The organism is Arcicella sp. BE140 (assembly GCF_031456255.1).
In the GTDB taxonomy this organism is placed as follows: Bacteria; Bacteroidota; Bacteroidia; order Cytophagales; family Spirosomataceae; genus Arcicella; species Arcicella aquatica.
The window spans coordinates 514,338-538,702 of the sequence record NZ_JAVDUE010000002.1 but is presented as its reverse complement, the minus strand read 5'-3'; the positions used below and the strand labels follow the sequence as shown (position 1 = coordinate 538,702).

The 24,365-nt window shown below is 35.9% G+C and carries 20 protein-coding genes; 7 read left to right on the top strand and 13 right to left on the bottom strand.

All coding sequences use genetic code 11. The features are described 5' to 3' along the window. Positions 1 to 229 precede the first annotated feature (229 nt). The 3 genes from J2Y60_RS05565 to J2Y60_RS05555 all read left to right on the top strand — a co-directional run bounded on the left by J2Y60_RS05565 (position 230) and on the right by J2Y60_RS05555 (position 4,291). A complete protein-coding gene (locus J2Y60_RS05565) occupies positions 230 to 1,030 on the top strand; it encodes a hypothetical protein (RefSeq protein WP_309914493.1) in 801 nt (266 codons plus the stop codon). A 306-nt stretch (positions 1,031 to 1,336) separates the two neighbouring features. Further along, the gene (locus J2Y60_RS05560; RefSeq protein WP_309914490.1) at positions 1,337 to 3,484 is read left to right on the top strand and encodes a S9 family peptidase; all 2,148 of its coding nucleotides are present in this window, start codon (positions 1,337 to 1,339) and stop codon (positions 3,482 to 3,484) included. Positions 3,485 to 3,706: 222 nt separating this feature from the next. After that, entirely contained in the window at positions 3,707 to 4,291 is a 585-nt protein-coding gene (locus J2Y60_RS05555) for an outer membrane beta-barrel protein (protein ID WP_309914487.1), read from the top strand. Between the two features lie 57 nt (positions 4,292 to 4,348). Here J2Y60_RS05555 and J2Y60_RS05550 read toward each other — a convergent pair whose 3' ends face one another. From J2Y60_RS05550 to J2Y60_RS05510, 9 genes are all read right to left on the bottom strand, one after another. Beyond that, the gene (locus J2Y60_RS05550; protein WP_309914484.1) at positions 4,349 to 4,906 is read right to left on the bottom strand and encodes a septal ring lytic transglycosylase RlpA family protein; all 558 of its coding nucleotides are present in this window, start codon (positions 4,904 to 4,906) and stop codon (positions 4,349 to 4,351) included. 566 nt (positions 4,907 to 5,472) lie between these two features. Further along, a complete protein-coding gene (gene acs / locus J2Y60_RS05545; RefSeq protein WP_309914684.1) occupies positions 5,473 to 7,386 on the bottom strand; it encodes an acetate--CoA ligase in 1,914 nt (637 codons plus the stop codon). 258 nt (positions 7,387 to 7,644) lie between these two features. Then, a complete protein-coding gene (locus J2Y60_RS05540) occupies positions 7,645 to 8,031 on the bottom strand; it encodes a response regulator (RefSeq protein WP_309914481.1) in 387 nt (128 codons plus the stop codon). Positions 8,032 to 8,074: 43 nt separating this feature from the next. Continuing rightward, positions 8,075 to 10,783, bottom strand: a complete 2,709-nt coding sequence (locus J2Y60_RS05535; RefSeq protein WP_309914478.1) for an ATP-binding protein — start codon at positions 10,781 to 10,783, stop codon at positions 8,075 to 8,077. Next, the gene (locus tag J2Y60_RS05530; RefSeq protein WP_309914475.1) at positions 10,776 to 10,991 is read right to left on the bottom strand and encodes a hypothetical protein; all 216 of its coding nucleotides are present in this window, start codon (positions 10,989 to 10,991) and stop codon (positions 10,776 to 10,778) included. The genes J2Y60_RS05535 and J2Y60_RS05530 overlap by 8 nt, the downstream gene beginning before the upstream one ends. Positions 10,992 to 11,649: 658 nt before the next feature. Further along, complete coding sequence (locus tag J2Y60_RS05525; RefSeq protein WP_309914473.1) at positions 11,650 to 11,874, bottom strand: DUF6814 family protein; 225 nt, start codon at positions 11,872 to 11,874, stop codon at positions 11,650 to 11,652. A gap of 68 nt (positions 11,875 to 11,942) precedes the next feature. After that, positions 11,943 to 13,526, bottom strand: coding sequence for an MFS transporter (locus tag J2Y60_RS05520; RefSeq protein WP_309914470.1), 1,584 nt, complete (start codon positions 13,524 to 13,526; stop codon positions 11,943 to 11,945). A gap of 356 nt (positions 13,527 to 13,882) precedes the next feature. Then, entirely contained in the window at positions 13,883 to 14,302 is a 420-nt protein-coding gene (locus tag J2Y60_RS05515) for a helix-turn-helix domain-containing protein (protein WP_309914468.1), read from the bottom strand. Between the two features lie 221 nt (positions 14,303 to 14,523). Further along, positions 14,524 to 16,014 (bottom strand): XRE family transcriptional regulator, encoded by a 1,491-nt coding sequence (locus J2Y60_RS05510; RefSeq protein WP_309914465.1) that lies wholly within the window; start codon positions 16,012 to 16,014, stop codon positions 14,524 to 14,526. A 304-nt stretch (positions 16,015 to 16,318) separates the two neighbouring features. On the opposite strand from J2Y60_RS05510, the gene pckA reads away from it, so the two are divergent. From pckA to J2Y60_RS05495, 3 genes are all read left to right on the top strand, one after another. Beyond that, entirely contained in the window at positions 16,319 to 17,896 is a 1,578-nt protein-coding gene (gene pckA, locus J2Y60_RS05505; RefSeq protein ID WP_309914462.1) for a phosphoenolpyruvate carboxykinase (ATP), read from the top strand. A gap of 283 nt (positions 17,897 to 18,179) precedes the next feature. Beyond that, positions 18,180 to 19,220 carry a class 1 fructose-bisphosphatase gene (gene fbp / locus J2Y60_RS05500; RefSeq protein WP_309914460.1) on the top strand — a complete coding sequence of 347 codons (1,041 nt, stop codon included), beginning with the start codon at positions 18,180 to 18,182 and terminating at the stop codon, positions 19,218 to 19,220. Between the two features lie 126 nt (positions 19,221 to 19,346). Beyond that, positions 19,347 to 20,747 (top strand): glycoside hydrolase family 30 beta sandwich domain-containing protein, encoded by a 1,401-nt coding sequence (locus J2Y60_RS05495; protein WP_309914458.1) that lies wholly within the window; start codon positions 19,347 to 19,349, stop codon positions 20,745 to 20,747. A 74-nt stretch (positions 20,748 to 20,821) separates the two neighbouring features. On the opposite strand, the gene J2Y60_RS05490 is transcribed toward J2Y60_RS05495, so the two are convergent. Next, positions 20,822 to 20,953 carry a hypothetical protein gene (locus tag J2Y60_RS05490; RefSeq protein WP_309914455.1) on the bottom strand — a complete coding sequence of 44 codons (132 nt, stop codon included), beginning with the start codon at positions 20,951 to 20,953 and terminating at the stop codon, positions 20,822 to 20,824. Between the two features lie 136 nt (positions 20,954 to 21,089). On the opposite strand from J2Y60_RS05490, the gene J2Y60_RS05485 reads away from it, so the two are divergent. Next, complete coding sequence (locus J2Y60_RS05485) at positions 21,090 to 22,376, top strand: DUF2851 family protein (protein ID WP_309914452.1); 1,287 nt, start codon at positions 21,090 to 21,092, stop codon at positions 22,374 to 22,376. Here J2Y60_RS05485 and upp read toward each other — a convergent pair. The 3 genes from upp to J2Y60_RS05470 form a co-directional block, all read right to left on the bottom strand. Continuing rightward, a complete protein-coding gene (upp, locus tag J2Y60_RS05480; protein WP_309914449.1) occupies positions 22,371 to 23,015 on the bottom strand; it encodes a uracil phosphoribosyltransferase in 645 nt (214 codons plus the stop codon). The two genes, J2Y60_RS05485 and upp, sit on opposite strands and share 6 nt — an antisense overlap. A 170-nt stretch (positions 23,016 to 23,185) precedes the next feature. After that, complete coding sequence (locus J2Y60_RS05475) at positions 23,186 to 23,755, bottom strand: pentapeptide repeat-containing protein (protein WP_309914446.1); 570 nt, start codon at positions 23,753 to 23,755, stop codon at positions 23,186 to 23,188. A gap of 6 nt (positions 23,756 to 23,761) precedes the next feature. Next, positions 23,762 to 24,319 carry a DUF1003 domain-containing protein gene (locus J2Y60_RS05470; protein ID WP_309914443.1) on the bottom strand — a complete coding sequence of 186 codons (558 nt, stop codon included), beginning with the start codon at positions 24,317 to 24,319 and terminating at the stop codon, positions 23,762 to 23,764. Between the last annotated feature and the right edge of the window lie 46 nt (positions 24,320 to 24,365).

Sequence of the window (24,365 nt, the reverse complement as noted above, 5' to 3'; positions counted from 1 at the left end):
ATCTTTAAATTAGTTTTTAGGAATATCTCAATTTTGATGTTTGGAATAATACTTGAAAACACATATATTATTTTGCGATAAAAAGTAACTAATACAGATCTAAGTATTTAACATAACTTATTGGGTATCATTTAAAATATTTTTTGTTTCTTAAAACAATAATTTCTTCATGAAACAAGATATTGCCTACTTATGACTATTATAATTCAGATTATTAAAAATAAGGAGTATGGAATATAGGATTAAACAAGAACAATTAATAGTTGCAGCTTCAAAACAAATTTTAAAATCAACCTGCTTGTTTTATCGTTTTAAAGATAATACTACAGAACTACCTATTCCTAATGGCTGTGGTATTTTAATAAAACAGAATGAAAATTATTACATCTTTTCTAATGCTCATGTTTTAGCAGATGAGTATTTAGCTAAAACATTTATAATGTTAGGCAACGGTGAGATTATGACTATTGGGGGACAATATTTTTATAATGAAGCTCCAAGTAATGGGGGAAGAAATAAGGATCCTATTGATGTTACAATTGTAAAATTATGTAAACAAAGTATTGATGGATTAACCAAGTGTGGTTACGATTTTTTAGATGTATCAAATATTTTAACTAATTACTCAATTTCTAAAAATGACAACATTATGGTTGCTGGATATCCTAATGACTCAATAAAAATCAACAATCAATATAAAACTTTGATAGCAAAACCATTTATCTTTAAGACAAAACCTTCTTTAAATAATCTATCCAAATTAGGTTTTCATAAAGATTTTCATTTCGTTGCTAAATACTCAAAAAATAATTTATTCGATATAGGAACTGGTAAAAAGAAAGTTGGCACCAAACCACATGGTTTAAGTGGAAGTGGTTTTTGGCTATTAAAAATCAACTCTTTAGGCTATTATACTCCTTTACTTATTGGAATATTTTCCACATATCTTGAAAATAGAGCTTTATTAGTTAGTACAAAGGTGGATATATTTATTGAAGTAATTAAATATAAAATTAATTGCCCCAATTAAATCAAGGTTATAACTAATCTTAGTATTTCACAAGACATCAAATGGAACGAGCATCTCTCTCAAAAGACTAGTGATTAATTCTCAGAACATACACATGCCAAGAGTGACTTTAACTAGTCTTAGGATTTCCTAAGACCGAAAATGAAAAGAGCGTCTCGCTCAAAAGAAACATTACTCATGGTATGACTTTACTAGTTTTATCATAATTACCAATTAATTAGAAGTCATGCCATGAGTGACTACTTGTTTGAGGGAATACAGCCTTTTTTTATTAGATTTGTTAAAATCTAAAATCCTTCATCAATCATGAAAAAAACGCTTCTATTTTTAGTTTTAGTATTATCTCATCTATCCTTTGCACAGAAAGGTAAGGAGAAAATTTTGGTTACTGACATGACCAAAATCAAACAAGCAGGCAATGTATCTATCTCACCCGATGGCAAAAGAGCCATTTACGTGCTAAGAACCAACGAAGGCAACGAAACAGATAAACTAGACTTTGATTATCGCTCGCATTTATGGCTTACTGATTTTCAAACGGTTAAACAGTTAACACGTGGTACTGAAAGCGTCGGCGGTGCAACATGGTCGGCAGATAGCAAACAGATTGCTTTTGCTCGAAACGTTAAAGGAAAATCACAAATATTTATTATGCCCTTGGATGGCGGAGAGGCTTATCAATTAACAGACTTCAAATACGGTGCTAATAATCCCCAATGGTCGCCAGACGGCTCTAAGATTCTCTTTTCAATAAGCGTTACTTTCTCTGATATTCTGAAAGATTCCTTGTTGAACCCCACTAAAAAACTGCCTTCATGGTCAATTGAAAAAGCTGGTTTTAAAAACAACGATTTCTTGAAAGCTGATAAAAAGATTAAAGCGAATCCAAATGGAACCATCGAAGAAATCAGGGCTTATCTTGAAAAAGATGTGGAAGACAAGAAAGCGAAAGTAATTAACCGTCTGAATTTTCAAGGAGAATCTACCACTGAACCTGAAATTCGTTTTAGCTTATTGTTTGTGATTGATGCGAAAGAAGGAGCAAAACCTGTACAGATTACAAAAGGCTTCTGGTCGTATAGTGGTGGAACGTGGTCGGCTGATAGTAAAAAAGTATATGCTTCGAGCGGTAGAGATAGCTTACAACACCCCGACCGTGAGCTTAATTCAGCTATCGTTTTATTAAATGCCGATGGTTCGGGTCTAAAACAGCTTATTGCTGAAAAAGGTATTTCGTATAGTGGTGCTACGCCATCGCCAGATGGAAAATTGTTGATTGCTACGATGTCTAAAACAGATTGGTTAGGGTTTAATCAAATTATTTTAGCCAATGCCGATGGGACTAATAAAACCAATGTAGTATTTGATAGGGCTGCCAATAATTTTGAATGGACTGACGACAGTAAATATGTGTATTTCACAGCAAGCTCAAACGGGGGTACTCCTATCTACAGGTTAGATGTGCAAAGCAAGAAAATAGAAAGATTAAGCGATTTTGATTCAGGCGTTAGCAGTTTTGACATTTCTAAAGAACGTATCGTTTTTGCAAAAACAGAAGTAAAAAACCCTTCTGAGATATACACGGCTGACATTCTGATGAAAAACGCCATCAAATTAAGTGCGCATAATGATGAATGGTTACAAAATAAAGCCTTGAGTTTTCCTGAGAAAAGAGTTTACAAAAACTCTAAAGGACAGTCGGTAGAATACTGGATTATGAAGCCTAGTAACTATGAAGCTGGCAAAAAATATCCTTTATTGTTAAATATGCATGGAGGCCCAACGGCGATGTGGGGACCGGGAGAAGCGTCGATGTGGCATGAATTCCAATATTTTTGTGCACAAGGATATGGACTTGTCTATGCGAATCCACGAGGTTCTGGGGGATATGGTAAAGATTTTCAGTTTTCAAATTATCAGGATTGGGGTAAAGGGCCTACGGAAGATGTATTAGCTGCCGCAAGTGATGCTGCTAAAGAGAGTTGGGCTGATACTTCCAAACAGGTAATCACGGGTGGTTCGTATGCTGGCTATTTAACTGCATGGATTATTTCGCACGACCACCGTTTCAAGGCGGCCTTTGCACAAAGAGGTGTTTATGAATTATCAACCTTTATGGGTGAAGGTAACGCTTGGCGACTAACGCCTAATTATTTCGGGGGTTATCCTTGGGAAGAAAACATTAAGCCTATCTTAGCAAGAGAATCTCCGTATACGTATGTTGATAAAATCAAAACGCCGTTTTTAATCAAGCATGGTGAAAATGATTTAAGAACTGGCGTCATACAATCTGAAATGATGTATAAATCATTAAAGATTATGGGTAAAGAAGTGGAATATGTACGAATGCCAGGAGGTACACACGAGCTTTCGAGGTCGGGAAATGTTCGCCAGAAAATTGATAGAATGCTTAGAATTTATGAATTCTTTGAAAGATACATCGGAACAAAGTAAGTAAGTAAGTAAGTAAAGTATTTTGATAGCTAAATGGGGAAAATCAACATGATTTTCCCCATTTCTTTTTTGCCCATCTATTCCTTAATAGACGTATAGTTATGCAATCGTGTAAAAAATGCCACACATTAAAGGAATTATCAAGATGGAATAGGTTTTTTCTATATCTCTACATCAAACAGAAGAATAATATTTCTATCTCTTCATTAAAATTATTAAAACATGAAAAAGCTATTTTTAACATTCGCCATCTTAGCTACTGCTTTAGTTGCTACAACTCAGAAAGCTGCTGCTCAATTCTCATTAGGTATTCATGGTTCATATTTCGCACCTGATGCTAAAGATGCTAAGGGTCTTTATGGTGGTGGTTTACAAGCAAAAGTATTTGTAACTGAACAATTTGCGGTTGGTGTGGGTGTAAAATCTATCCAAGAAGAATTTAAAGGCACTGGTTACGAGTTCACTAATACCATAATTCCTGTTACTGGGATGCTTGAATACTATTTAACAAAAGGTATTGTTCGTCCATATATTGGTGCTGAAGCAGGGGTTTTTACGTCAAAAGTAAAAGGAAATGTATTAGGTGTAAGTTCTGAAAGTAGTTCTTCAAAATTCGGAGCAGCTCCAAAATTTGGTATCGCTATTCCAATCGGGAATCTAGGTATTTTTGCAGAAGGTACTTATAACTTTATCTTCGATAACAAAAACGGAAATGATAATGGCTCACCTACTAATGCAGACTTTAGTACTTCTTCTAAATTCTTCATGGTAAATGCAGGTTTAACTTTCGGATTCGGAGGAAAATAATTTAAGTGATTAGTTTTAATCAAAAAAAATGCTTCGCTGTTCGGCGAAGCATTTTTTTTATTCTTTTACTGGTAAACTCATTGGTCTGGTAGCAGTTGAATCCAACCTAAACCTTCCTTCTGAATCTCTTACAACCATCATATACATTGGTTTTCTGCTTAATAACACATCAACCATTGATGTTTGTTGAGTACTATCTACACCCATTGGTGTTTCATCTTCCTCTTCATTCAAACTCACAACACCATCGCCAAAAGAAAGTACTTTAATCTTAACTGAGGCTGTTCCTATACCTATCAACCCTAAATCTTTAGCCGCTGCATAAGAAACATCCAAAACTCTTCCTCTACTATGTGGCCCTCTGTCGTTTACTTTCACTACCGTCACCAAACCATTTGAAGGATTGGTTACTTCTAATAAAGTACCAAATGGAAGGTATTTATGAGCAGCGGTTCTGCGAGTGGCTTTGTAGCGTTGACCGCTTGAAGTTTTTCGCCCTTCGAACTTACTAGCATAATACGAAATCTTTCCATGTAAAGTCTTCTTAGGTTTGGAAGGAGTTGATAAACTAGTAATTGTGGCTGTAAAAAGCAGGAAAACTGTTTTTAAAATCATAATAACATATTTAGAAACCTACCGCAAAAGCCTAGCGATGTAGTACAATTGATATTGAAAAAGATTATATCAAATCGTTTTACAATAAGGGTTTCGTGAAACAATCATTTAATATTCAGATACGCTACCGTTAACTTAAACCTTAAAAAATTGCAAAAAAAATTCACCAAATACTATTTCTTTAAATACCATTTGTTAAATCAAGGCTGCAATTTACACTTTTTTATCCAAAATTCGGATGTATAGACCATGACAATCCTTAACAAGTATCAAGGCTAAATCTATAAAATCAGGGTAATATCTTAATTTCTCAACTATTTTCACTTCAACCACTACTCCTATTCCGTTTGTAAATTAGCTGATTATCAGCACTTTTCAAATTTTCAGGCAATAATTCTCCTACCCTGCCTACCTATCACCTATCTTTTATGAAGTTTTCACATTAAATTTTCAAAATTTGGCTAGTTTAACAAACTTTAACAAAAAATCTAAGAAGTATATTTATTAAAAAAAGAGGTTTCGTTGATAACGAAACCTCTCCAAAATTTCTTTTTAATCTTATTCTACTACAAAGCTCCCGCTTTTATTTCTTCCACTACTGCTGGGTCTAACAAAGTAGAAGTATCACCTAAATTATTGGTTTCTCCTTCGGCTACTTTTCTTAGAATCCTTCTCATGATTTTTCCAGAGCGTGTTTTAGGCAAGCCACTTACAAACTGGATTTTATCTGGCTTGGCGATAGGCCCAATTAAACGGGTTACAGTCGCTAAAATATCTCTACGGGTTAAGTCAGAATCATCACCTTGCACTTTTTCGCAAATGACATACGCGTAAATACCTTGTCCTTTAATATCGTGTGGATACCCTACTACCGCAGACTCTACCACACCCAAGTGCATATTAATCGCATTTTCTACCTCTGCCGTACCAATTCTATGACCCGATACATTGATTACATCATCTACACGTCCTGTAATTCTGTAATATCCGTCTTCATCACGCATACAGCCATCGCCTGTAAAATAAAGATTTTTATAAGTAGAAAAATACGTTTGGATACAACGATCATGATCGCCATAGGTAGTACGGATAATCCCTGGCCACGGGAACTTGATACATAAATTACCAGAAACGCCGTTGCCTGTTATCTCCTCTCCTTTTTCATCCACCAAAATTGGTTGTACACCCGGCAAAGGCAGCGTAGCATAGGCTGGTTTTGTTTTGGTAACGCCCGCAATCGGTGAAATCAAAATACCGCCTGTTTCGGTTTGCCACCAAGTATCTACAATCGGGCATTTGCCTTTACCGATATTTTCGTTGTACCAATTCCAAGCTTCTTCGTTGATTGGTTCTCCTACTGAACCTAATACTTTCAACGAACTTAAATCTTTTCCGTTGACATAGTCTAACCCAAAGCCCATCAATGAACGAATGGCTGTTGGTGCAGTATATAAAATATTAACTTTGTGCTTATCAATCACATCCCAAAAACGACCCGCATCTGGATAAGTGGGTACACCTTCAAACATCAAAGAGGTTGCGCCATGACACAATGGCCCATAAACGATGTAAGAATGTCCCGTAATCCAACCAATATCTGCCGTACAAAAATGAACCTGCCCTTGCTGATATTGAAAAACATTGGCAAACGTATAGGTAGCATATACCATATAACCTCCACAAGTATGTACTACGCCCTTAGGCTTGCCTGTTGAGCCTGAAGTATAAAGGATAAACAACATATCCTCTGCATCCATTTCTTCTGCTGGACAATCAGACGATACCGTTTTGACTTCATTTTCCCACCACACATCACGTCCTTTCAACATCGAAACTGGTGTGCGGGTACGGGTAGAAACGATTACTTTTTGTACTGATGGACATTGAATTAAAGCATCATCTACTGTTGATTTCAAGCCAATCTCTTTATTTCCTCTGAACGAACCGTCTGAAGTAATGACAATATTACATTGTGCATCGTTGATACGGTCGGCGATTGACTGTGCCGAAAAACCTCCGAAAACTACCGAATGGATTGCTCCAATTCTGGCACAAGCTAATACTGCAATAGCCAATTCTGGAATCATTGGCATGTATATACAAATTCTATCTCCTTTTTTAGCCCCGTGTTTCTTCAATACATTGGCAAACTGACAAACTCTTTGATGAAGCATTTTGTAAGTAAGCGTCACTGATTCCTCATTAGGGTCATTAGATTCCCAAATGATGGCCGCTTGGTCTCCACGGGTTGCCAAATGACGATCAAGTGCATTCTCAGTAATATTCATTTTACCACCAGCAAACCATTTTGTAGTAGCTGTTGTAAAATCCCATTCCAATGTTTTTTTCCAAGGCTTACGCCATTGAAAATTTTGAGCTACCTCTGCCCAAAAACCTTCAGGGTCTGTTACTGACTGATTATATGCTGATTCGTAATCTTCAAAAGAGCTAATTTGTAAATTCATCATTAATTTGGATATATAAATTGTATGATATTGACTCGCTTCAGAATTTAATATTTTGTACCGTAAAAGTACAAGACATTTTTTTTATTCAAATACACTTTTTTAGGTTTTACGCTAAAATAATATAGCTATTCTTACTAAACAAAGTATAGTTTTTTGATTGATATTTTGAACTTTTACCATAAAAGTATCTTATTTTGCTTAAAAAGCTGTCAATGGCATATCTATAAGGTAAAATACAAAATCTTGTAAGCCTATGCACACTCGTGCCTTCTAATTTGAAACAATCCCTAATGCCAAAGTATTGATTTTTGCCACTAATGTTCTTGTTGAAAACGGCTTTGATACATACAAATCCGCGCCTGTCAAATACCCTTTTTCAATATCTGCTTCTTTGTTTTTGGCACTTAAAAACACAATTTTGATATGCTGAAACCGAATGCTTTCTTTGATAATTCTACATACTTCATAGCCATCCACACGGGGCATCATAATATCTAATAGAATAATAGAAGGTACTTCTTTTTCAATAATTTCTAAGGCTTCAGAGCCATCACGTGCGATAAAAACACTGTAGCCTTCTTTCTTCATTAAAAATTCTAAAGACATCAAAATGCTAGGTTCATCATCAACGATTAATACTTTTATTATCTTTTTCATATCTTTATTTCAATAGTATATGTGATTATTATTGATGGGTAAGCTAAACAACCGAAATCATAAAAGTGAATTTCGCACCCTTTCCGACTTCACTTTCTACCCAAATTTCTCCGTTATGTAACTCTACAATCTTTTTGGTAATAGCCAACCCTAAGCCACTCCCGATTGGTTTTTTAATGGTTTGATCTTCTGCTTGAAAAAATTTATCAAAAATCAATCGTTGAGAATGCTTATCTATTCCAGCGCCATTATCTTGCACACTGATATAAATATTGTTGTCTGAGTAATGGGTTGCTAATATAATTTCTCCTGTGTGGGGTTCGCAATATTTAATAGCATTCGATAATAGATTTACCACTACCTGAATCAGCTTGTCTCTATCAGCCTTGAACCTCGGTGCAAAACGGTCGGGAATAAAAGCTACCTTTATTTCCTTTTCCTTAGCTTGTTGATATAGGGCATCGATAGAATCTTTTACAATCTCTTGAATATCAACATCTTCTAAAATCAGCTTTTGCTTGCCCGATTCGTATTTTTCTAAATCCAGCACTTGGTTGATTAACCTGCTGAGTCTGTCGGATTCCTTTACAACGGTGCTTAAAAAATGTTCCCGTTCCTCCAAGTCCATATCAGGGTTATCATAAACAATTTCTGATAATGCCCTGATGGAAGTAAGTGGTGTTCTGATTTCATGGGCAACGGTAGACAGAAAATCGTCTTTGAGCTTATCCGTCTTTTGCAGTATCTCGTTGGCCTCTTTTAGTTCGGTGGTGGCTCTTTCTAACGCGACAGATTTTCTTTTTAGTTCTTTGTTGGCAGACAATAAACTTTGTGAGGATTTCAGGATTCTAATTACTTCTTCAGTTGAGATACTTTCTTCTTTTGATACCGACGAAATCATCATTCTGGCCGAAGCTGTTCCTACAATACCTGCTAACAGTTTTTCAACATAAGTCACAATTTGTGGGTCAACCTTCGCATTAATCAACCTTATCTTATGTTTTTGGGCATAGAGATTTAATATTTTCTCTGCTCTTTTTTCGCCCAGAAAGTTACTTAATAACGATTGAATGTCTGATAAATGAGCCGTCCCTCGCCAAATCGTTGGGTTTTCTACTTGTTCTGAATATTCAAAAATATCTACAAAAATTAAGGCCTGATTATGCTCTATCGAACTGACATGACTATTGATGGAGAAATAAATATAACAGAAAATATTCAAGAGTAAACTCCAAAACAAACCATGCGAGATGCTATCCATGCCTTCTAAACCAAACAATGAATACGGTTTCAAGGCCGAAAAGCCCATCAATCCCGTTTCGACTATTGATTCTGGCAAGAAACCCGCCCTCACCATCGACGGAACGACCAAGGTATAAAACCAAAAAAATGTACCTACTAATAGCCCTATTAAAGCTCCTTTTTTAGTAGCATTTTTCCAAAAAATTCCGCCAATAATGGCAGGCCCAAATTGGGATACCGCCGCAAAAGACACCATTCCGTTGGAAACCAACGAGTAATGTTCGGCAATAGTTTTATAATATAAATACGCAAGCAACAATATCAAGATAATAGAGGCACGACGGATGTATTTTACTAAAGCACTTAAATTCCCTGCAAACCTATCTTGCAAAGTCGTTTTCTTGAGTATCACTGGCATGACGATATTGTTGGAAATCATCACGCTCAGGGCGATGGTTTCCACAATAATCATACTAGTGGCTGCCGAAAACCCACCTATGTAGGTAAGGAGGGTAATAAAATCTTGGTTGAATTTCAGCGGAATCGCTAACACGTAGCCATCAGAATTCACTAGATGATTGGGAAATAGCAATGCCCCACCCATGGCTATGGGTATCACAAAAATATTGATTAACAATAAATACAAAGGAAAAAGCCAAAGAGCTTTATTAAGGTGTTTTTCATCCACGTTTTCTACGACGGCTACTTGAAACTGGCGTGGTAAAAACATAATGGCCATCATAGATAACAATAAATGCCAAAACCAACCAGAAGTATCCTGTTGAGCATCTATGACAAAAACCTTGTGTAAGGCAGGGACTTTTGATGCTTTTTGAAAAATATCTCCTAAACCATCAAAAATAACATAGCTAACAAATATCCCCACCACCAAAAAAGCAACTAACTTGATGATAGACTCTACCGCAATAGCAGTTACCATGCCTTCGTGACGCTCGGTAGAGTCGATGGTGCGTGTACCAAAAATAATGGTAAAAACGGATAGTACGATAGTAATATAAAAGGCTAAATCACCCGTAAAAAAGCCTTGATTACTAATTTCGCCTGAGGCTTCGGCTACAATCAGGAAGCTATTTGAGATGGCTTTTAGCTGAATAGCAATGTAGGGCAAAATACCTAAAATACAGATAATGGTTACGATGACTCCCAAGGTGGCATTTTTGCCATAACGAGAAGAAATGAAATCGGCGATAGAAGTAATCCGTTGAACTTTACAAATTCTGATAATTTTACGAAGGACTATCCACCAAAGGGGCATCATTAAAGACGGCCCGATAAACACAGTTACAAACTCAATGCCATTGGTTACGGCCCTACCTACTGAGCCATAGAATGTCCATGCCGTACAATAAACTGCTAGAGATAAGGCATAAATATAGGGATTGTTAACAATACTTTTGCCTTTAGCAGAACGCTGTTCAGCCCAATAAGCTACTCCGAAAAGGAAAACCAGATAGAGCAGAGAAGTTAATATCAAAATAGCACTATTCATCTTTATTAATTTCTTGCTCTTTGTTGCGGACGCTCCAATAAATGATGATGATGAATAATACCCAAATAGAAAAGAAATAGAAGTAGAGTGTAGGAATACCATTAATCTTTGTGTCGTGATTGACAATCGAAAGAATAGGGAAATTAAAGAGAATTGTAAACACAACTCCTAAAACCAAAAGTTTTTGATTCTTTAATTTCTCTTTCATGATAAACGATAAGACCTTTGACACCAGACCTTAATTTTATCACAATTTAAGGTAAAAATTTAACTCTTCTCAGAAAGACATAACTATAATTGGTAAAATACTATACACAATCACTTTAATAGAAATATCTAAACAAAAAAAATATGAGTCATTTTGATTTTCAATTAAAATAGAGAGGTTTAATAAGCCTCATAGAGGCGATATATCGGTAGTGTTTAAACAACATTTTTCTCCTAGCCCCATCGGGGTGAAATATTTCGCCCCGATGGGGCTGGGTTGGGATATTAATATGATATTTCTACCGATATTCTGTTCCTAACGGAACTATCAATCATAAAACATGAGTCATCCGGAATTTTAAAATCATAAAAAAGCGGTCGAAATTAGTTTTCCGACCGCTTTTTTATGATTGATGGGCAACGAATTCCTACTGTTTGAGCGGAGCGAGTTTAGGAATTCTTGATTTCCTTTTGTTACTTTTCTTGTATCAAGGAAAGAAAAGTAAGGACTTGACAATAATAAGTAGAAAGCTTCTCAAATTGTCCCCAAAACGCACTACATTAGGAAAATTCCGTATGACTTAAGTTTATTAAAAATACCTATTCTAAAAAAACTGTTATTTAAATAAGATAAAGATTCTCTTTAAAAAGTCTTCCAATTAATCCTCAGTATCATATTCTCCCGAAAGAGCATACTTTCCAAAAATCAATAATCCCCCAGTAATAATTGGTGTCAGTACCAACATAATAATAATACCAAATACTAAATCTTCCTGATTTCCCGAAGCAAATTTGGGAATGCCCAATTCAAAAATCCCGAAATAGGCAGTTGCCAATCCTAAAAGTATCCAAACGATACCTAATATTTTCTTGATGCTGTTCATCTCTTTTTAATGATAATGTGTTTTAACATAAATGTTTAATAGCGTTGAAATCGTTTAGTATTGAGCTATTAATCTCTGATACTTTTATCCTCCTTGATATACAACAAGCCAATCACAAAACATACTGTCGCTATCAATATTGGGTAGTTCAATCCTTCTAAATAAGGCTGAGTATTAATAACGGCCTGCCCAGTTTTTTCAGCTATTTCGTTGGTATCTTTTGCTTTAGTAACCAAATAAGTAGCAATGGCTGGCATTAATCCACCGAATACGCCATTGCCTATGTGATAAGGCAGAGACATAGAAGTATAACGGATTTTGACAGGGAACATCTCTACCAAGAATGCAGCAATCGGGCCATAAGCCATTGTGACAAATACTAATTGAACAAATACTAGCCAAACAAGTGTCCAATGGTCACTATCGTTGATTTTAACAGTTTTACTAATTTCAGGTTTAGGCTGTTCAGCTTCTGATTTTCCAGCTATCAAAGTCTGTTTCTTTACTTCTTTATAAGTTGTACCATCTGTATAAACCTTGCTAGTAGTTGTAGTAATCAACGAATCTGTCGTTGAATTGGCTACTAAAATATGCTTTGTTTCTATTTTCGTTTCATTACTAATCTCATCTTTATGATTCAAATTAGTAGTCTGGTACATTTTCTCATAAATAGGTCGATAGGCAAGAATTGCGAACAACATCCCTGCTAACATGATAGGCTTACGACCCACTTTATCTGATAACCATCCAAAAAATACAAATAGCGGTGTACCCATCATTAAGGCAATGATTAATAGTGTATTGGCTTGGTCAAAATCTACATTCATGATTTTCAACAAGAATGTTTGTGCATAAAACTGACCTGTGTACCACACTACGCCTTGTCCCATTGTAGCTCCAAATAAGGCTAATAATACAAATTTGAAGTTTAATTTATTACCAAAAGATTCTTTCAGTGGGTTGGTTGACGTTTTTCCTTCCGCCTTAGCTTTGGCAAAAAGAGGTGATTCCGACATATTTTTACGAATCAACACCGATACATAAACCATGATGATAGAAACCATAAAAGGTATACGCCAGCCCCAATCTTCCCATGATTCTTTAGACATCATGTTTTTAGTCAATAATATAACGCCTAAGGAAATAAACAAGCCAGCGGTAGCTGTAATCTGAATCCAAGACGTCCAAAAACCACGTTCATTAGCAGGGGAATGTTCGGCTACATACGTGGCTGCGCCGCCATATTCACCGCCCAAGGCTAAGCCTTGTAAAAGTCTAAGTATCAAAACAATCAATGGTGCAAAAAAGCCTATCGTTTCATATTTGGGTACTAAGCCGATGGCAAAAGTAGCTCCGCCCATCAACACCAACGTGACCATAAAAGTATATTTTCGACCAATCAAATCACCCAAACGACCAAAGAATAATGCCCCGAACGGACGAACAACGAAGCCAGCGGCAAAGGTAGCTAACGTAGAAAGGAAGGCTGCTGTAGGATTATCTTTTGGAAAAAACTGGGTTGAAATGATTGTTGCTAAACTACCAAATATATAAAAATCGTACCATTCAATAAGTGTTCCTACCGACGACGCGCCAATAATTGCAGCGAGTTGTTTAGTCGAAGTTTTCTTTACTGTGTGTTCTACTTTCATAATGTTAATTAGATAAGGGGTTTTATTTTTAGAGTGAATATTGTATAGTGATTAATAGCATTAGTGATTTATTTATAAGTTTATTGATAACAGTTATTTCATATATATCCAAGAATCTAGCGAATGAAAACAAATAGTACAATACTAATTTTTATCATTTTTCAGCCCTATAAACTTTTGTACTTTAGCGTGTTTTTATTGAACACGAACTGCCAAAGGTCAAAAAAAAAACTATCTCTTCAACAGTTTTGGTATAGTAACGCTATTTAAGTATAGTTTAACAAAAAGAAGGACTAGAAAAATATCCTAGTCCTTCTTCAAATATGTATTTTTTGTGTTGACAGCGTATTGAAATTTTAATGTTTCAGACGCTCCCATTTAATCAACATAAATTTATCTCCTAATTCAGTGACAATCATCCCAGAATCTCTCAGATTTTCTCTATCCGCATAAAAAGCAGCTAACTCTTTATGATTCATTATCTTATAAGTAGGGTAATAATCAGAGTTTTTAGGTATTTTGATTTGATATTTTTTCACCCAATTCATCACCGACACGTGTGAAACGCCTAGTAGTCTTTCTATTTCACGGTAGCTTACTCCTTCTATATACAATTGTAAAGCCTTGATAACATAATAGGCTGAGATTCCCTTCCCTAGCTTCTCTACTGTAAAGTTATAATTACAGTCTTTACATTTAAAACGTTGTTTTTCTTTGATTACGCCACTTTTAGTAACATTTTGGGAGTCGCAGCGGGGACAATTTGGATTTTTCATAGAAATAATACGATATAGTATATTTAGCAAATATATATCAATTAAGCAACAATACAATACTTAGGATAAACTTATTTTTACACGTGAAAATGGTTTTAAAATCATTTTATTTCAAAATAAAATTTTGAAATAATTAAAATATCAGAATTTTATTCGTTTTGTACAACAAACCATAATAACCCTTGTACATTTCAAAGAAATCAATCTATAAATGCTTATGCTTAACTCAATTTTGCGATTGATTCTTTTATTTTTTCTCTGGCTTGTCTTTTTTGCAAAACGTACGGAGGCTTCATTCTTTCAGCACAATCTACTGCTCCGCATCTTTCACAAGTTTCATTTACTTTTCGATGTTTTAGGGCTGAATCTTGTAAAAATTGAGCCATCCCTTTTAGGGTATCGTCAATGGCAAAACCTAAAGTAACGCTACTATTCATCCTTAAATTTGGCGGCGAAGGCTTTGCCAAACAGATGACTAAATAGTGATTGCCAGTATCCATGTATTCCGAGACTTGGGCTTTGCATAATACCTTTTCAGCATCATAGCCTTCTGCCTTTTGTATTTTCTCTAAATCCTTTAAAATCGTTAACGCCATCCATCTCCTGCAATAATGTTCGGGTAGTGCCGTGCCATGTGGGGTATGGAGTTTAGCAAGGTGCATTTCTTTGGTTAAATAGAACAAATCATCATCTATTTGATTATTGAAACGAAGGAAGAAAAGATTGTTAATCTTGAAGTGGCTCGTCATCAAGTTAGATAACCTGTGCATAAATATCTCAGGCGTTACATTAAACAATCGCATGATGCTCAACAACATATTTTCGTCCCATTTTGGCGAAGCAAAAAAGTACGTCAGCCTATCAATCAGAATATCTTTGTTAATCAAAATCGCTCCAGCGAAATAAGATGCTCTAAAATTATTAAGTACTTCTTCAAAAGAATCTACTTCAATAACAGAGGAAACATTCGACCTTTTTTTCAATTGTAAAAACTGATAGCCTATTTCTCGCCCATACGTAAAGGTTTTTTGTTCGGTACTCAAATCTTTGTTGATGAGTAATTTTGAAGTAGCTGGATTGAATACTGACCGAATCGTGATTAATTCAGGATATTGTTCTTTTGAAAACTCTTCGATATGATAGCCATAGAAATTTTGAAGGATTTCGGCTAAGAGTTTTTCATTGGGCGAGGTAGTAGCAGATATTTCAAAGAGTTTCCTAAACTGTTGGGCTGATTGTTCTAAATCTTCAAAATAGTTGTCATACATTTCTTGATATGACCGCAAGACTGAAAAGTAAAACTGCTCGACACTCATATCATAATTCCGCCCAATTTCTACAATCGTACTGATAAAAGCACTGATTTTAGCAGGAGCTTCCGACATCAACTCAATAAAGTCAGATGGTTCAACACCAAAAATCTCTAAGGGCAACTCCGTCAGAATATTAGAATTTAATAGCTCGGCAATGGGTTCTAATTGCTTACTTAGCTTTAAGGAAACAAGCGAATCGTAATCTATTTCTAAGGCTTCAGACAAAGCCATTATTTTTTCAGTTTTAGGATATTTCTTCCCTTTTTCAATTTCATTTAAGTATGAAATCGAAAGTTTGGATTTTTCGGCTACTTCGCTTAACGAGAGTTTTTTATCCAGACGCAACTGTCTGATTTTTAGTCCGAATATTATTTTTACTTTATCGCTGTTCACACTCATTGTTATAAAATTTCCACAAAGCTAATACTATTTACTAGAACATTTCCCACAAGAAAACTAAAATAGCGAATTTTCGCTTTATTTCTACCTACTACTATTTCATTCCTTTCTCTTATTTATTTCCAAAACCATAAAATATTTTATACTATACATATATTAAATATAAAATTTACGATAAAAATAAATTTATATTTATTTTAGCGAAATTTCGCTTGTTTTTAATTTTACGCTAATATACTTTTGTAAGGCTTTCGAAGGCTTGAATATTTTCAGTTTCTTTTTGATCAAATTAACAATTACAAACATGAAAAATGATACGCTTACTTCTAACTTTAGCCCTATCGCTAAACCAAAAGTGAACCACCCCACCCTAAGCCTTCATGCTGATATTCACTTGAATCTCAGTGTTTCAACCTTGATTGAAGAGGCTTTGAAAAACGGAGAAGGAACGCTTACCGACAAAGGAGCATTTATGTGCGACACTGGTACGTTTACTGGGCGTTCGCCAAAAGACAAGTTTACTGTCTATGACGACAAGACAGCGGATACTGTAAATTGGGGCGAAATTAACCAAGCCTTTGACCCTGATAAATTTGAGGCACTTTATCAAAAAATGTTAACATTTGTAGCTAATAAAAAGCTATATGCTCGTTATAGTTATGCTTGTGCTAGTTCCGAACATCGTATCAATGTTGTAATTATCAACACATTGGCTTGGCACAATCTGTTTTGCCATCATTTGTTCCTCAGACCCACGATAAGTGAAATAGAAACATTTGAGCCTGAATGGATAATTCTGAACGTTCCTGAGTTTGAAGCAAATCCAGTGATAGATGGTACTCGACAAAGTAATTTTACCATCATTGATTTTACCCGAAAAATCATCCTGATTGGCGGAACAGCTTATGCAGGGGAAATGAAAAAGGGAATTTTTACGGTACTGAATTTTATTCTTCCTGAGGAGAAAAAGGTGCTTTCGATGCACTGCTCTGCCAATATTGGTGAGGATGGCGACACGGCTTTATTCTTTGGTTTGTCTGGTACAGGAAAAACTACTTTGTCGGCCGACCCTCACAGAAACCTGATTGGCGACGACGAGCATGGCTGGGACGACAAGCAAGTTTTTAATTTTGAAGGTGGCTGTTATGCTAAAGTAATTAACCTGAGCGAAGAACAAGAACCAGAGATTTTTAGGGCTATTCGCTATGGTGCTATTTTAGAAAATACGCGTTTCATTACAGGTACAAAAACGGTGGATTATAGCAATCAAAGTGTCACAGAAAATACTAGAACGGCGTATCCGATTAATTTTATTCCGAATGTAGCGATGCCTTCGGTAGGAAGTGCTCCGAAGAATATTTTCTTTCTTACCGCAGATGCTTTTGGGGTATTACCGCCCATTTCAAAATTGAGTACAGAGCAAGCCATGTACTACTTTGTGGCAGGGTATACTTCTAAATTGGCGGGTACGGAAATGGGTATTAAAGAACCACAAGCCACTTTCTCTGCTTGTTTTGGGGCTGCTTTTTTACCGCTCTATCCGCTTAAATATGCCCATTTACTGGGAGAGAAAATTAAGACTGGTAACGTCCAAGTTTGGCTCGTCAATACTGGCTGGTCGGGTGGTGGTTATGGTGTAGGGTCAAGGATAAAATTGACTTATACCCGTGCGATGATTCATGCAGCATTAAAAGGTAATTTCGAGCATACAAATTTCAATAAACATGATATATTTGGTTTAGAAATGCCCAAAGAATGCCCGAATGTGCCTACAGAGTTGCTTAACCCTAAAAATACGTGGGAAGACAAAGACGCTTATGACCAAAAAGCTAAAAGTTTAGCGAAGGCTTTTGAGGAGAATTATATGAGAATTGCTTTGTAGCTATGAGCCTTGAACTGTCAGCTTTCGGTCGTCGGATTTTTTAGCTTTGAGCTATGAGCAGTGAGATTTGAGATTTAGCACCGATTTGCATAAAAAAACCAAATTCAGTACTTGTATATTCAATACGTGCATATATTATACTTAATATTTAAAAGCTGAAATCCCAAAGCTCATAACTCACGGCTGACAGCTCAAAGCTAAAAAAATCCGATGACCAAAAGCTGATAGCTCAAAGCTCACGGCTCAAAACTCATATCTCACAGCTAATAAACCCCTTTATACTATGACTAATAATCTGACACTAGCTTTACCTGTTGGCACAACGCTTGATAGATTTATTAATCGTCAACAGGAAGCTTTCCCTTATGCAAAAGGCGAGCTTTCACAATTGTTAAGAGACATTGCCCTTGCTTCCAAAATCATTAATCGTGAAATCAATCGAGCAGGCTTGATTGATATTACGGGCGCTTTAGGAAGTTCAAACATTCAAGGGGAAGCGCAACAAAAACTGGATATGATTGCTAATATCCGATTTATTCGGGCATTAGTTAATGGTGGTGAAGTAGTGGGGATTCTTTCTGAGGAAGATGATGAGATTATTCAAACAGGGAATTATAATGCTAAGTATGTAGTAGCGATGGACCCGCTAGACGGCTCCTCCAATATTGATGTAAATGTTTCTATCGGAACCATTTTCTCGATTTATAGGCGCGTGAGCGATATAGGTACACCTGCGATTGAAGATGATTTTTTACAAGGCGGACGCAAACAAGTGGCGGCAGGATATATTCTGTATGGCTCGTCGACCATCATGGTTTATACCACTGGCAAAGGTGTTAATGCTTTTACTTATGAAAATTCGTTAGGAGAATACTTTCTGTCGCACGCTGATATAAAAATGCCTGAGGATGGTAAAATTTATTCGGTAAACGAGGCTTACTTTGAAGAATTTACTAATCCTGTCAAAGACTTTATTCAAGATATGCGCAAGCATTCGGGTTGTATGGCTCGTTATATTGGTTCTTTAGTCGGCGATTTTCATCGAAACCTCCTCAAAGGTGGTATTTATATGTATCCACCAACCCGAAAAGCAAAAGAGGGTAAACTAAGATTGTTGTATGAATGCTATCCGCTGGCTTTTGTCATTGAGCAAGCAGGCGGATTGTCGTCTGATGGTATGCAAAGTCTTTTAGATATCGTTCCTGAAAGCATTCATCAGCGAAATATCGTCTATTTGGGTTCTAAAAATCAGTTAACACAGTTACAGAAGAAACTAGAAAAATATCATACTTTTTTAATGGAACAAATAAAAGCTGGGCTTTAGTAGCCTTCCAAAAATCAATCTCTAGTCATTAGTAACATAAAACAAATAAGGCAGGATAATACTTCCTCAACAAAAAAGATTATTTTGCACTCCGTTACAATCTCTGTGCAAAATAATCTTTTTAACATGAAAAATATTTACATTATCATCTTCATCATTGGCTTATGCTTCATTAACCATTTTGATATAAAGGCTCAATCTAAAAATGCAGAAATTTGGTTGACAAGTCCTGATAAATCTATCTTATTCCAGAAGCAAGCAAAGACTTTTAATTTTGAAGTTACCACCAATACGTTGCCGAATATCATCGTAGACGAAAGTAAAACCTTTCAGAAAATGGATGGTTTTGGGTTTACCCTTACGGGCGGCAGTGCGATGTTAATCAATCAAATGGGGGCTAATGAAAGAAGTACTTTATTAAAAGAGCTTTTTGCTACCAATAACAACAATATTGGCGTCAGTTACCTGAGAATCAGTGTGGGTGCTTCGGACTTAGACGACCATGTTTTTTCTTATGATGATTTGCCTAACGGACAAACAGATACTGAACTAGCTAAATTCAGCCTTGCTCCCGACCAACAATATCTTATCCCTGTATTAAAACAGATTTTGGCCATCAATCCTGACATTAAAATTCTTGCTTCACCATGGTCGCCCCCAACGTGGATGAAAACCAATGGCAATTCAAAAGGAGGAAGTTTAAAGCCTGAATACTATACTACTTATGCTAAATATCTGGCTAAATATGTGCAAGAAATGAAAAAGGAAGGTATCAGGATAGATGCCATTACTGTTCAGAATGAGCCATTACACCCTGGTAATAATCCAAGTTTGTTGATGTTGCCAGAAGAACAAGCATTGTTTGTAAAAAAACACCTTGGCCCAACTTTCAAAACAGCGAAAATAGATACGAAAATTATTATTTATGACCATAATGCCGACCGTCCAGATTATCCTATCAGTGTTTTAGACGACCCCGAAGCTAAAAAATACATTGATGGCTCGGCATTCCATTTATATGGCGGAAGTATCCACGCTTTGACGGATGTTCACAATGCGCATCCTGATAAAAACCTATATTTTACGGAACAATGGATTGGTAGCCCAGGGAATTTCCCAGGCGATTTAGGCTGGCATATCAAAAGTTTGATTATCGGTGGCCCACGAAATTGGTGTAAAACGGTGTTGGAATGGAACTTAGCCGCCGACCCTAAACAAAACCCACATACTGAAGGTGGCTGTACGGAATGTTTAGGAGCGATTACGATTGATAAAAATAATATTATCCGTAATCCTGCTTATTATATCATTGCCCATGCCTCAAAATTTGTCCGACCAAATTCTGTAAGAATAGCCTCTAACAATACGATGACGTTGACAAATGTAGCATTCAAAACGCCAACAGGCAAAAAGGTATTGATTGTACAAAATGAAAGCATAAAGCCTCAGAAATTCAATATTTCATACCAAGGCAAAAAAGCAGTGCAGACTTTAGAAGCAGGCATGGTGGCTACTTATGTTTGGTAAGTGTGTTTGATGAGTAGTATTTATTAACAAGGTAAATGCTACTCAAAGTTTTATTGAAACATCTAAATATCCGCCTAAACCAAGTTCAACAATTCTTTAAAATTTTTATACCCTTTTTCTAATTTCTCACGCCGTGCTGAGCCACGTTTGCCGTAATACTTATCCTTAAATTCATCAAGGGTTAAAATATTATTTTCTGTTTTCATATTCTTCTTTTATTGCATCAAAAATAACACTTCTAACGATAACACGATTCTTAATCAATTAAAAAATATCCCCCACTATTATCCACAAATCCATTAAAGTCATTATTTTTGTTCATACACTTAATACTTTAATACCATGAACGAAGCCTTTCTACACTTTCTATGGCAATTTCAATATTTTGACAAATCTTGCCTACAAACTACTGACAATGAAACAATTCAAGTTTTAAGAATTGGACAACCAAATACCGATGCTGGGGCAGATTTTCAAGATGCCCGATTATTAATTGACGAGGTAGAATGGGCTGGTACTGTTGAAATCCATGTAAAATCTTCTGATTGGAATATCCATGCCCATGATGCTGATGTGGCATATCAAAATGTAATTCTTCATGTGGTTTGGCAAGATGACCAACCTATCGTGAGAAGCGACCAAACCAAAATTACAACACTGATTCTTTCTGATAAGACGGATTATTCTTTGGCACAAAAATATCAGGCTTTGCTTGAAAGCAAACAGCCAATGGCCTGTTATTCGCAGTTCCAAAAAGTATCTGCCTTGAAAAAATACGCTATGCTTGATAAGGTATTGATGCAAAGATTAGAAAATAAAGCCCTGTTTGTGCATCAGTATTTAGCTGAAAACAAACAAGATTGGGAAGAAACGGCTTATCAAACATTGGCCAAAAACTTTGGGTTTAAACTGAATGCTGAACCCTTTTTTCGCTTGGCAAAAGCTTTGCCCTTAAAAATACTCGCCAAGCATCGTGATAACCTTTTTCAGCTTGAAGCATTGCTTTTTGGGGTAGCTGGTTTTCTATCAGCCAATAGTTTTGAGGACGAATATCAAACAAAACTAGCGAAGGAGTTTCAATTTCTTTCAACGAAATACCAACTGCAAGACAATATACTTGGGACGCACGAATGGAAATATTTACGGCTAAGACCCGCTAATTTCCCGACAGTAAGGCTAGCACAATTTGCTAAGCTCATTCAAGAAAATATTAATTTGTTTTCGGTAATCCTGCACCTCGACAACATCGAAAATGTTTCCAAGACCTTTAAGATAGTACAATCGGGCTATTGGCAAGAACACTATGTTTTTGGGAAGAAAGCAACGGGAAAAGTGGCGATTATTGGTGAAACTTCGGTAGAGAATATCGTCATCAATACCGTTGTACCGTTGCTAGTGGCTTATAGCAAACAAAAAGATGATGAAAGATACCTTGAAAAGGCTATCCGATTTTTAGAAGAATTGCCTGCTGAAAACAATAAAATTACCAAACATTGGCAAACGTTGGATTTGCCAATGAAAACAGCTTTTGATTCCCAAGCGGGTATCGAATGGTTTAATCAGTTTTGTACTATCAAAAAATGCCTTTCTTGTGAAGTAGGCATTAGTTTGTTACGAGAAAAACTATAGTTTCAAGCCAAAAGCTAAATCGCCAGCATCGCCTAAGCCCGGAACGATATAATATTTTTCATTCAGATGGTCGTCAACTGTTCCAACAAAAAACTCGGCTTCGGGCATATTTCGTTGCAAATAAGCCAATCCTTCGGGGGCAGTTATGGCAGCAGCAATAATTACTTTGGCTGGTTTGCCGTAGGCTAATAGTGCTTCATACGACTTTAACAACGATTTCCCAGTTGCCAACATGGGGTCTATTAAAATAATGGTTTTGCCCGTTAGGTCTGGACTTGCCAAATAATCCATTTGAATATCAAAAGTTTCGTCTGCCCGATGCTTACCACGATATGCCCCAATAAAGGCATTTTGTGCCTTATCGAATACATTAATAAACCCTTGATGAAAAGGCAAACTAGCCCGTAAGATAGCTACCAAAACAGGTTGTTGACTCAAAAGTTCTGTTTTAGCAATGGCTAACGGACTTTGAATAAAAGCCTTTTCATAACCAAGCGTTTTAGAAATCTCATACGCCAATACCTCTCCTAATCGCTCCATATTTCTTCTGAAACGCATCGCATCTTGTTGAACGGTTACATCACGCAATTCAGCGATAAAATGATTGGCAATTGTGTTGGTTGAAGTTAAGATGAACATAGAGGAAGATTATTAATAGTGATTGGCGAATCGTCCGCAGTCGCGGTAGTATTCCTAATTATCCGTTATTTACGATAAACATAAACGTTTCTACAATTGTATTGATTACTTAATTGTCTGTCTTTTTAGATACTATTTCAAAGATAATTAACCATTTTTGAACAATCAACTTACTCTATCACAATATCATACTGATACAACAATCCTTTCAGACCATCATAAGAGAATTTGGCTTTTTTGAGGGTATTCTTCTCAGGATTAATCGCAAAATGTTCTGCACTCCTAAAGTCTGCTTTTGACAAATTAGTTTGTTCAAAAACAGTATTCAACAAGTCGCAATGATTGAAGGAAGCTCCCGTCAAATCTGCCTCTGTAAAATTTGCTTCTTGAATTTGGCAATTATCAAATTTCGTTTTCTGAAGTTTCTTTTTGAAAAAGTAGGTATAATTTAACGAGCAATTGTTGAAATATACCGCAAACAAAAACTCTTTACTAATGCTGAAATCTACCCCTATTATTTTACAATCAATAAACTTTACGGTTTTTAAACTGGTATTATTGATGTTAGCACTACTAAGGTTGCAACTTTCAAAAGTACAATCTATAAAATCGTTATTGGAAAGATTAGCATTAGAAAAATCACAGTTTTTAAAGGTGCAGCTATCGTATTCTTTATGGGTAATTGCTTGTTTTGAAAAATCTATTTTCTCAAAAGTTTGCTCATAGAATTCTTCTTTCATTCACGCTTATTGTTTATTAGTGCTTTTATCCAACTTCTGATTAATCTCGTTTAGCAAAGCAAATTGTTTGGCTTGTGTTTCAAAAAGTGTTTTGATTTGTTCTTCTAACAATAAATCCATCTTTTGTTGTAAACTCCTGATTTGGGTTTCTGCTTTCAAGTTAACCAAATAATCGTTTTCGCTTTCTATCCTGTCTTTTTCTTCTTGTCGGTTTTGGCTCATCATAATGATAGGGGCTTGCAACGCCGCTATACATGATAAAACCAAATTCATCAGAATAAAAGGATAAGGGTCAAATCGGAATCTTGCAATTATCAAGCTATTAAAAGCTATCCATACCGTCAGGATGGTAACAAATATGATAATAAACTTCCAGCTCCCTCCAAATTTGGCTACTTTATCAGAAATAGCTTGTCCTCTGGTAACCTTTTCAGTAGGTGGATTCAATTTATCCTCCACAATAAGGCGTTCTGATTTAATCGTATCTTCAACAATTTGGTGAAGCTTTTCAATATGTTGACTTTCTTCAGCTAAAAGCTTGTCTATCTCAGTGTTTTTTTTCATGGGTATGGTTACTAGTTGTGAGTTAGTGGGTTGTGAGTTAGTGAGT

Coding starts and splice junctions, on each gene's coding strand:
- J2Y60_RS05565 (WP_309914493.1), top strand. CDS start 230: ATGGAATATAGGATTAAACAAGAACAATTAATAGTTGCAGCTTCAAAA.
- J2Y60_RS05560 (WP_309914490.1), top strand. CDS start 1,337: ATGAAAAAAACGCTTCTATTTTTAGTTTTAGTATTATCTCATCTATCC.
- J2Y60_RS05555 (WP_309914487.1), top strand. CDS start 3,707: ATGAAAAAGCTATTTTTAACATTCGCCATCTTAGCTACTGCTTTAGTT.
- J2Y60_RS05550 (WP_309914484.1), bottom strand. CDS start 4,906: ATGATTTTAAAAACAGTTTTCCTGCTTTTTACAGCCACAATTACTAGT.
- J2Y60_RS05540 (WP_309914481.1), bottom strand. CDS start 8,031: ATGAAAAAGATAATAAAAGTATTAATCGTTGATGATGAACCTAGCATT.
- J2Y60_RS05535 (WP_309914478.1), bottom strand. CDS start 10,783: ATGAATAGTGCTATTTTGATATTAACTTCTCTGCTCTATCTGGTTTTC.
- J2Y60_RS05530 (WP_309914475.1), bottom strand. CDS start 10,991: ATGAAAGAGAAATTAAAGAATCAAAAACTTTTGGTTTTAGGAGTTGTG.
- J2Y60_RS05525 (WP_309914473.1), bottom strand. CDS start 11,874: ATGAACAGCATCAAGAAAATATTAGGTATCGTTTGGATACTTTTAGGA.
- J2Y60_RS05520 (WP_309914470.1), bottom strand. CDS start 13,526: ATGAAAGTAGAACACACAGTAAAGAAAACTTCGACTAAACAACTCGCT.
- J2Y60_RS05515 (WP_309914468.1), bottom strand. CDS start 14,302: ATGAAAAATCCAAATTGTCCCCGCTGCGACTCCCAAAATGTTACTAAA.
- J2Y60_RS05510 (WP_309914465.1), bottom strand. CDS start 16,014: ATGAGTGTGAACAGCGATAAAGTAAAAATAATATTCGGACTAAAAATC.
- pckA (WP_309914462.1), top strand. CDS start 16,319: ATGAAAAATGATACGCTTACTTCTAACTTTAGCCCTATCGCTAAACCA.
- fbp (WP_309914460.1), top strand. CDS start 18,180: ATGACTAATAATCTGACACTAGCTTTACCTGTTGGCACAACGCTTGAT.
- J2Y60_RS05495 (WP_309914458.1), top strand. CDS start 19,347: ATGAAAAATATTTACATTATCATCTTCATCATTGGCTTATGCTTCATT.
- J2Y60_RS05490 (WP_309914455.1), bottom strand. CDS start 20,953: ATGAAAACAGAAAATAATATTTTAACCCTTGATGAATTTAAGGATAAG.
- J2Y60_RS05485 (WP_309914452.1), top strand. CDS start 21,090: ATGAACGAAGCCTTTCTACACTTTCTATGGCAATTTCAATATTTTGAC.
- upp (WP_309914449.1), bottom strand. CDS start 23,015: ATGTTCATCTTAACTTCAACCAACACAATTGCCAATCATTTTATCGCT.
- J2Y60_RS05475 (WP_309914446.1), bottom strand. CDS start 23,755: ATGAAAGAAGAATTCTATGAGCAAACTTTTGAGAAAATAGATTTTTCA.
- J2Y60_RS05470 (WP_309914443.1), bottom strand. CDS start 24,319: ATGAAAAAAAACACTGAGATAGACAAGCTTTTAGCTGAAGAAAGTCAA.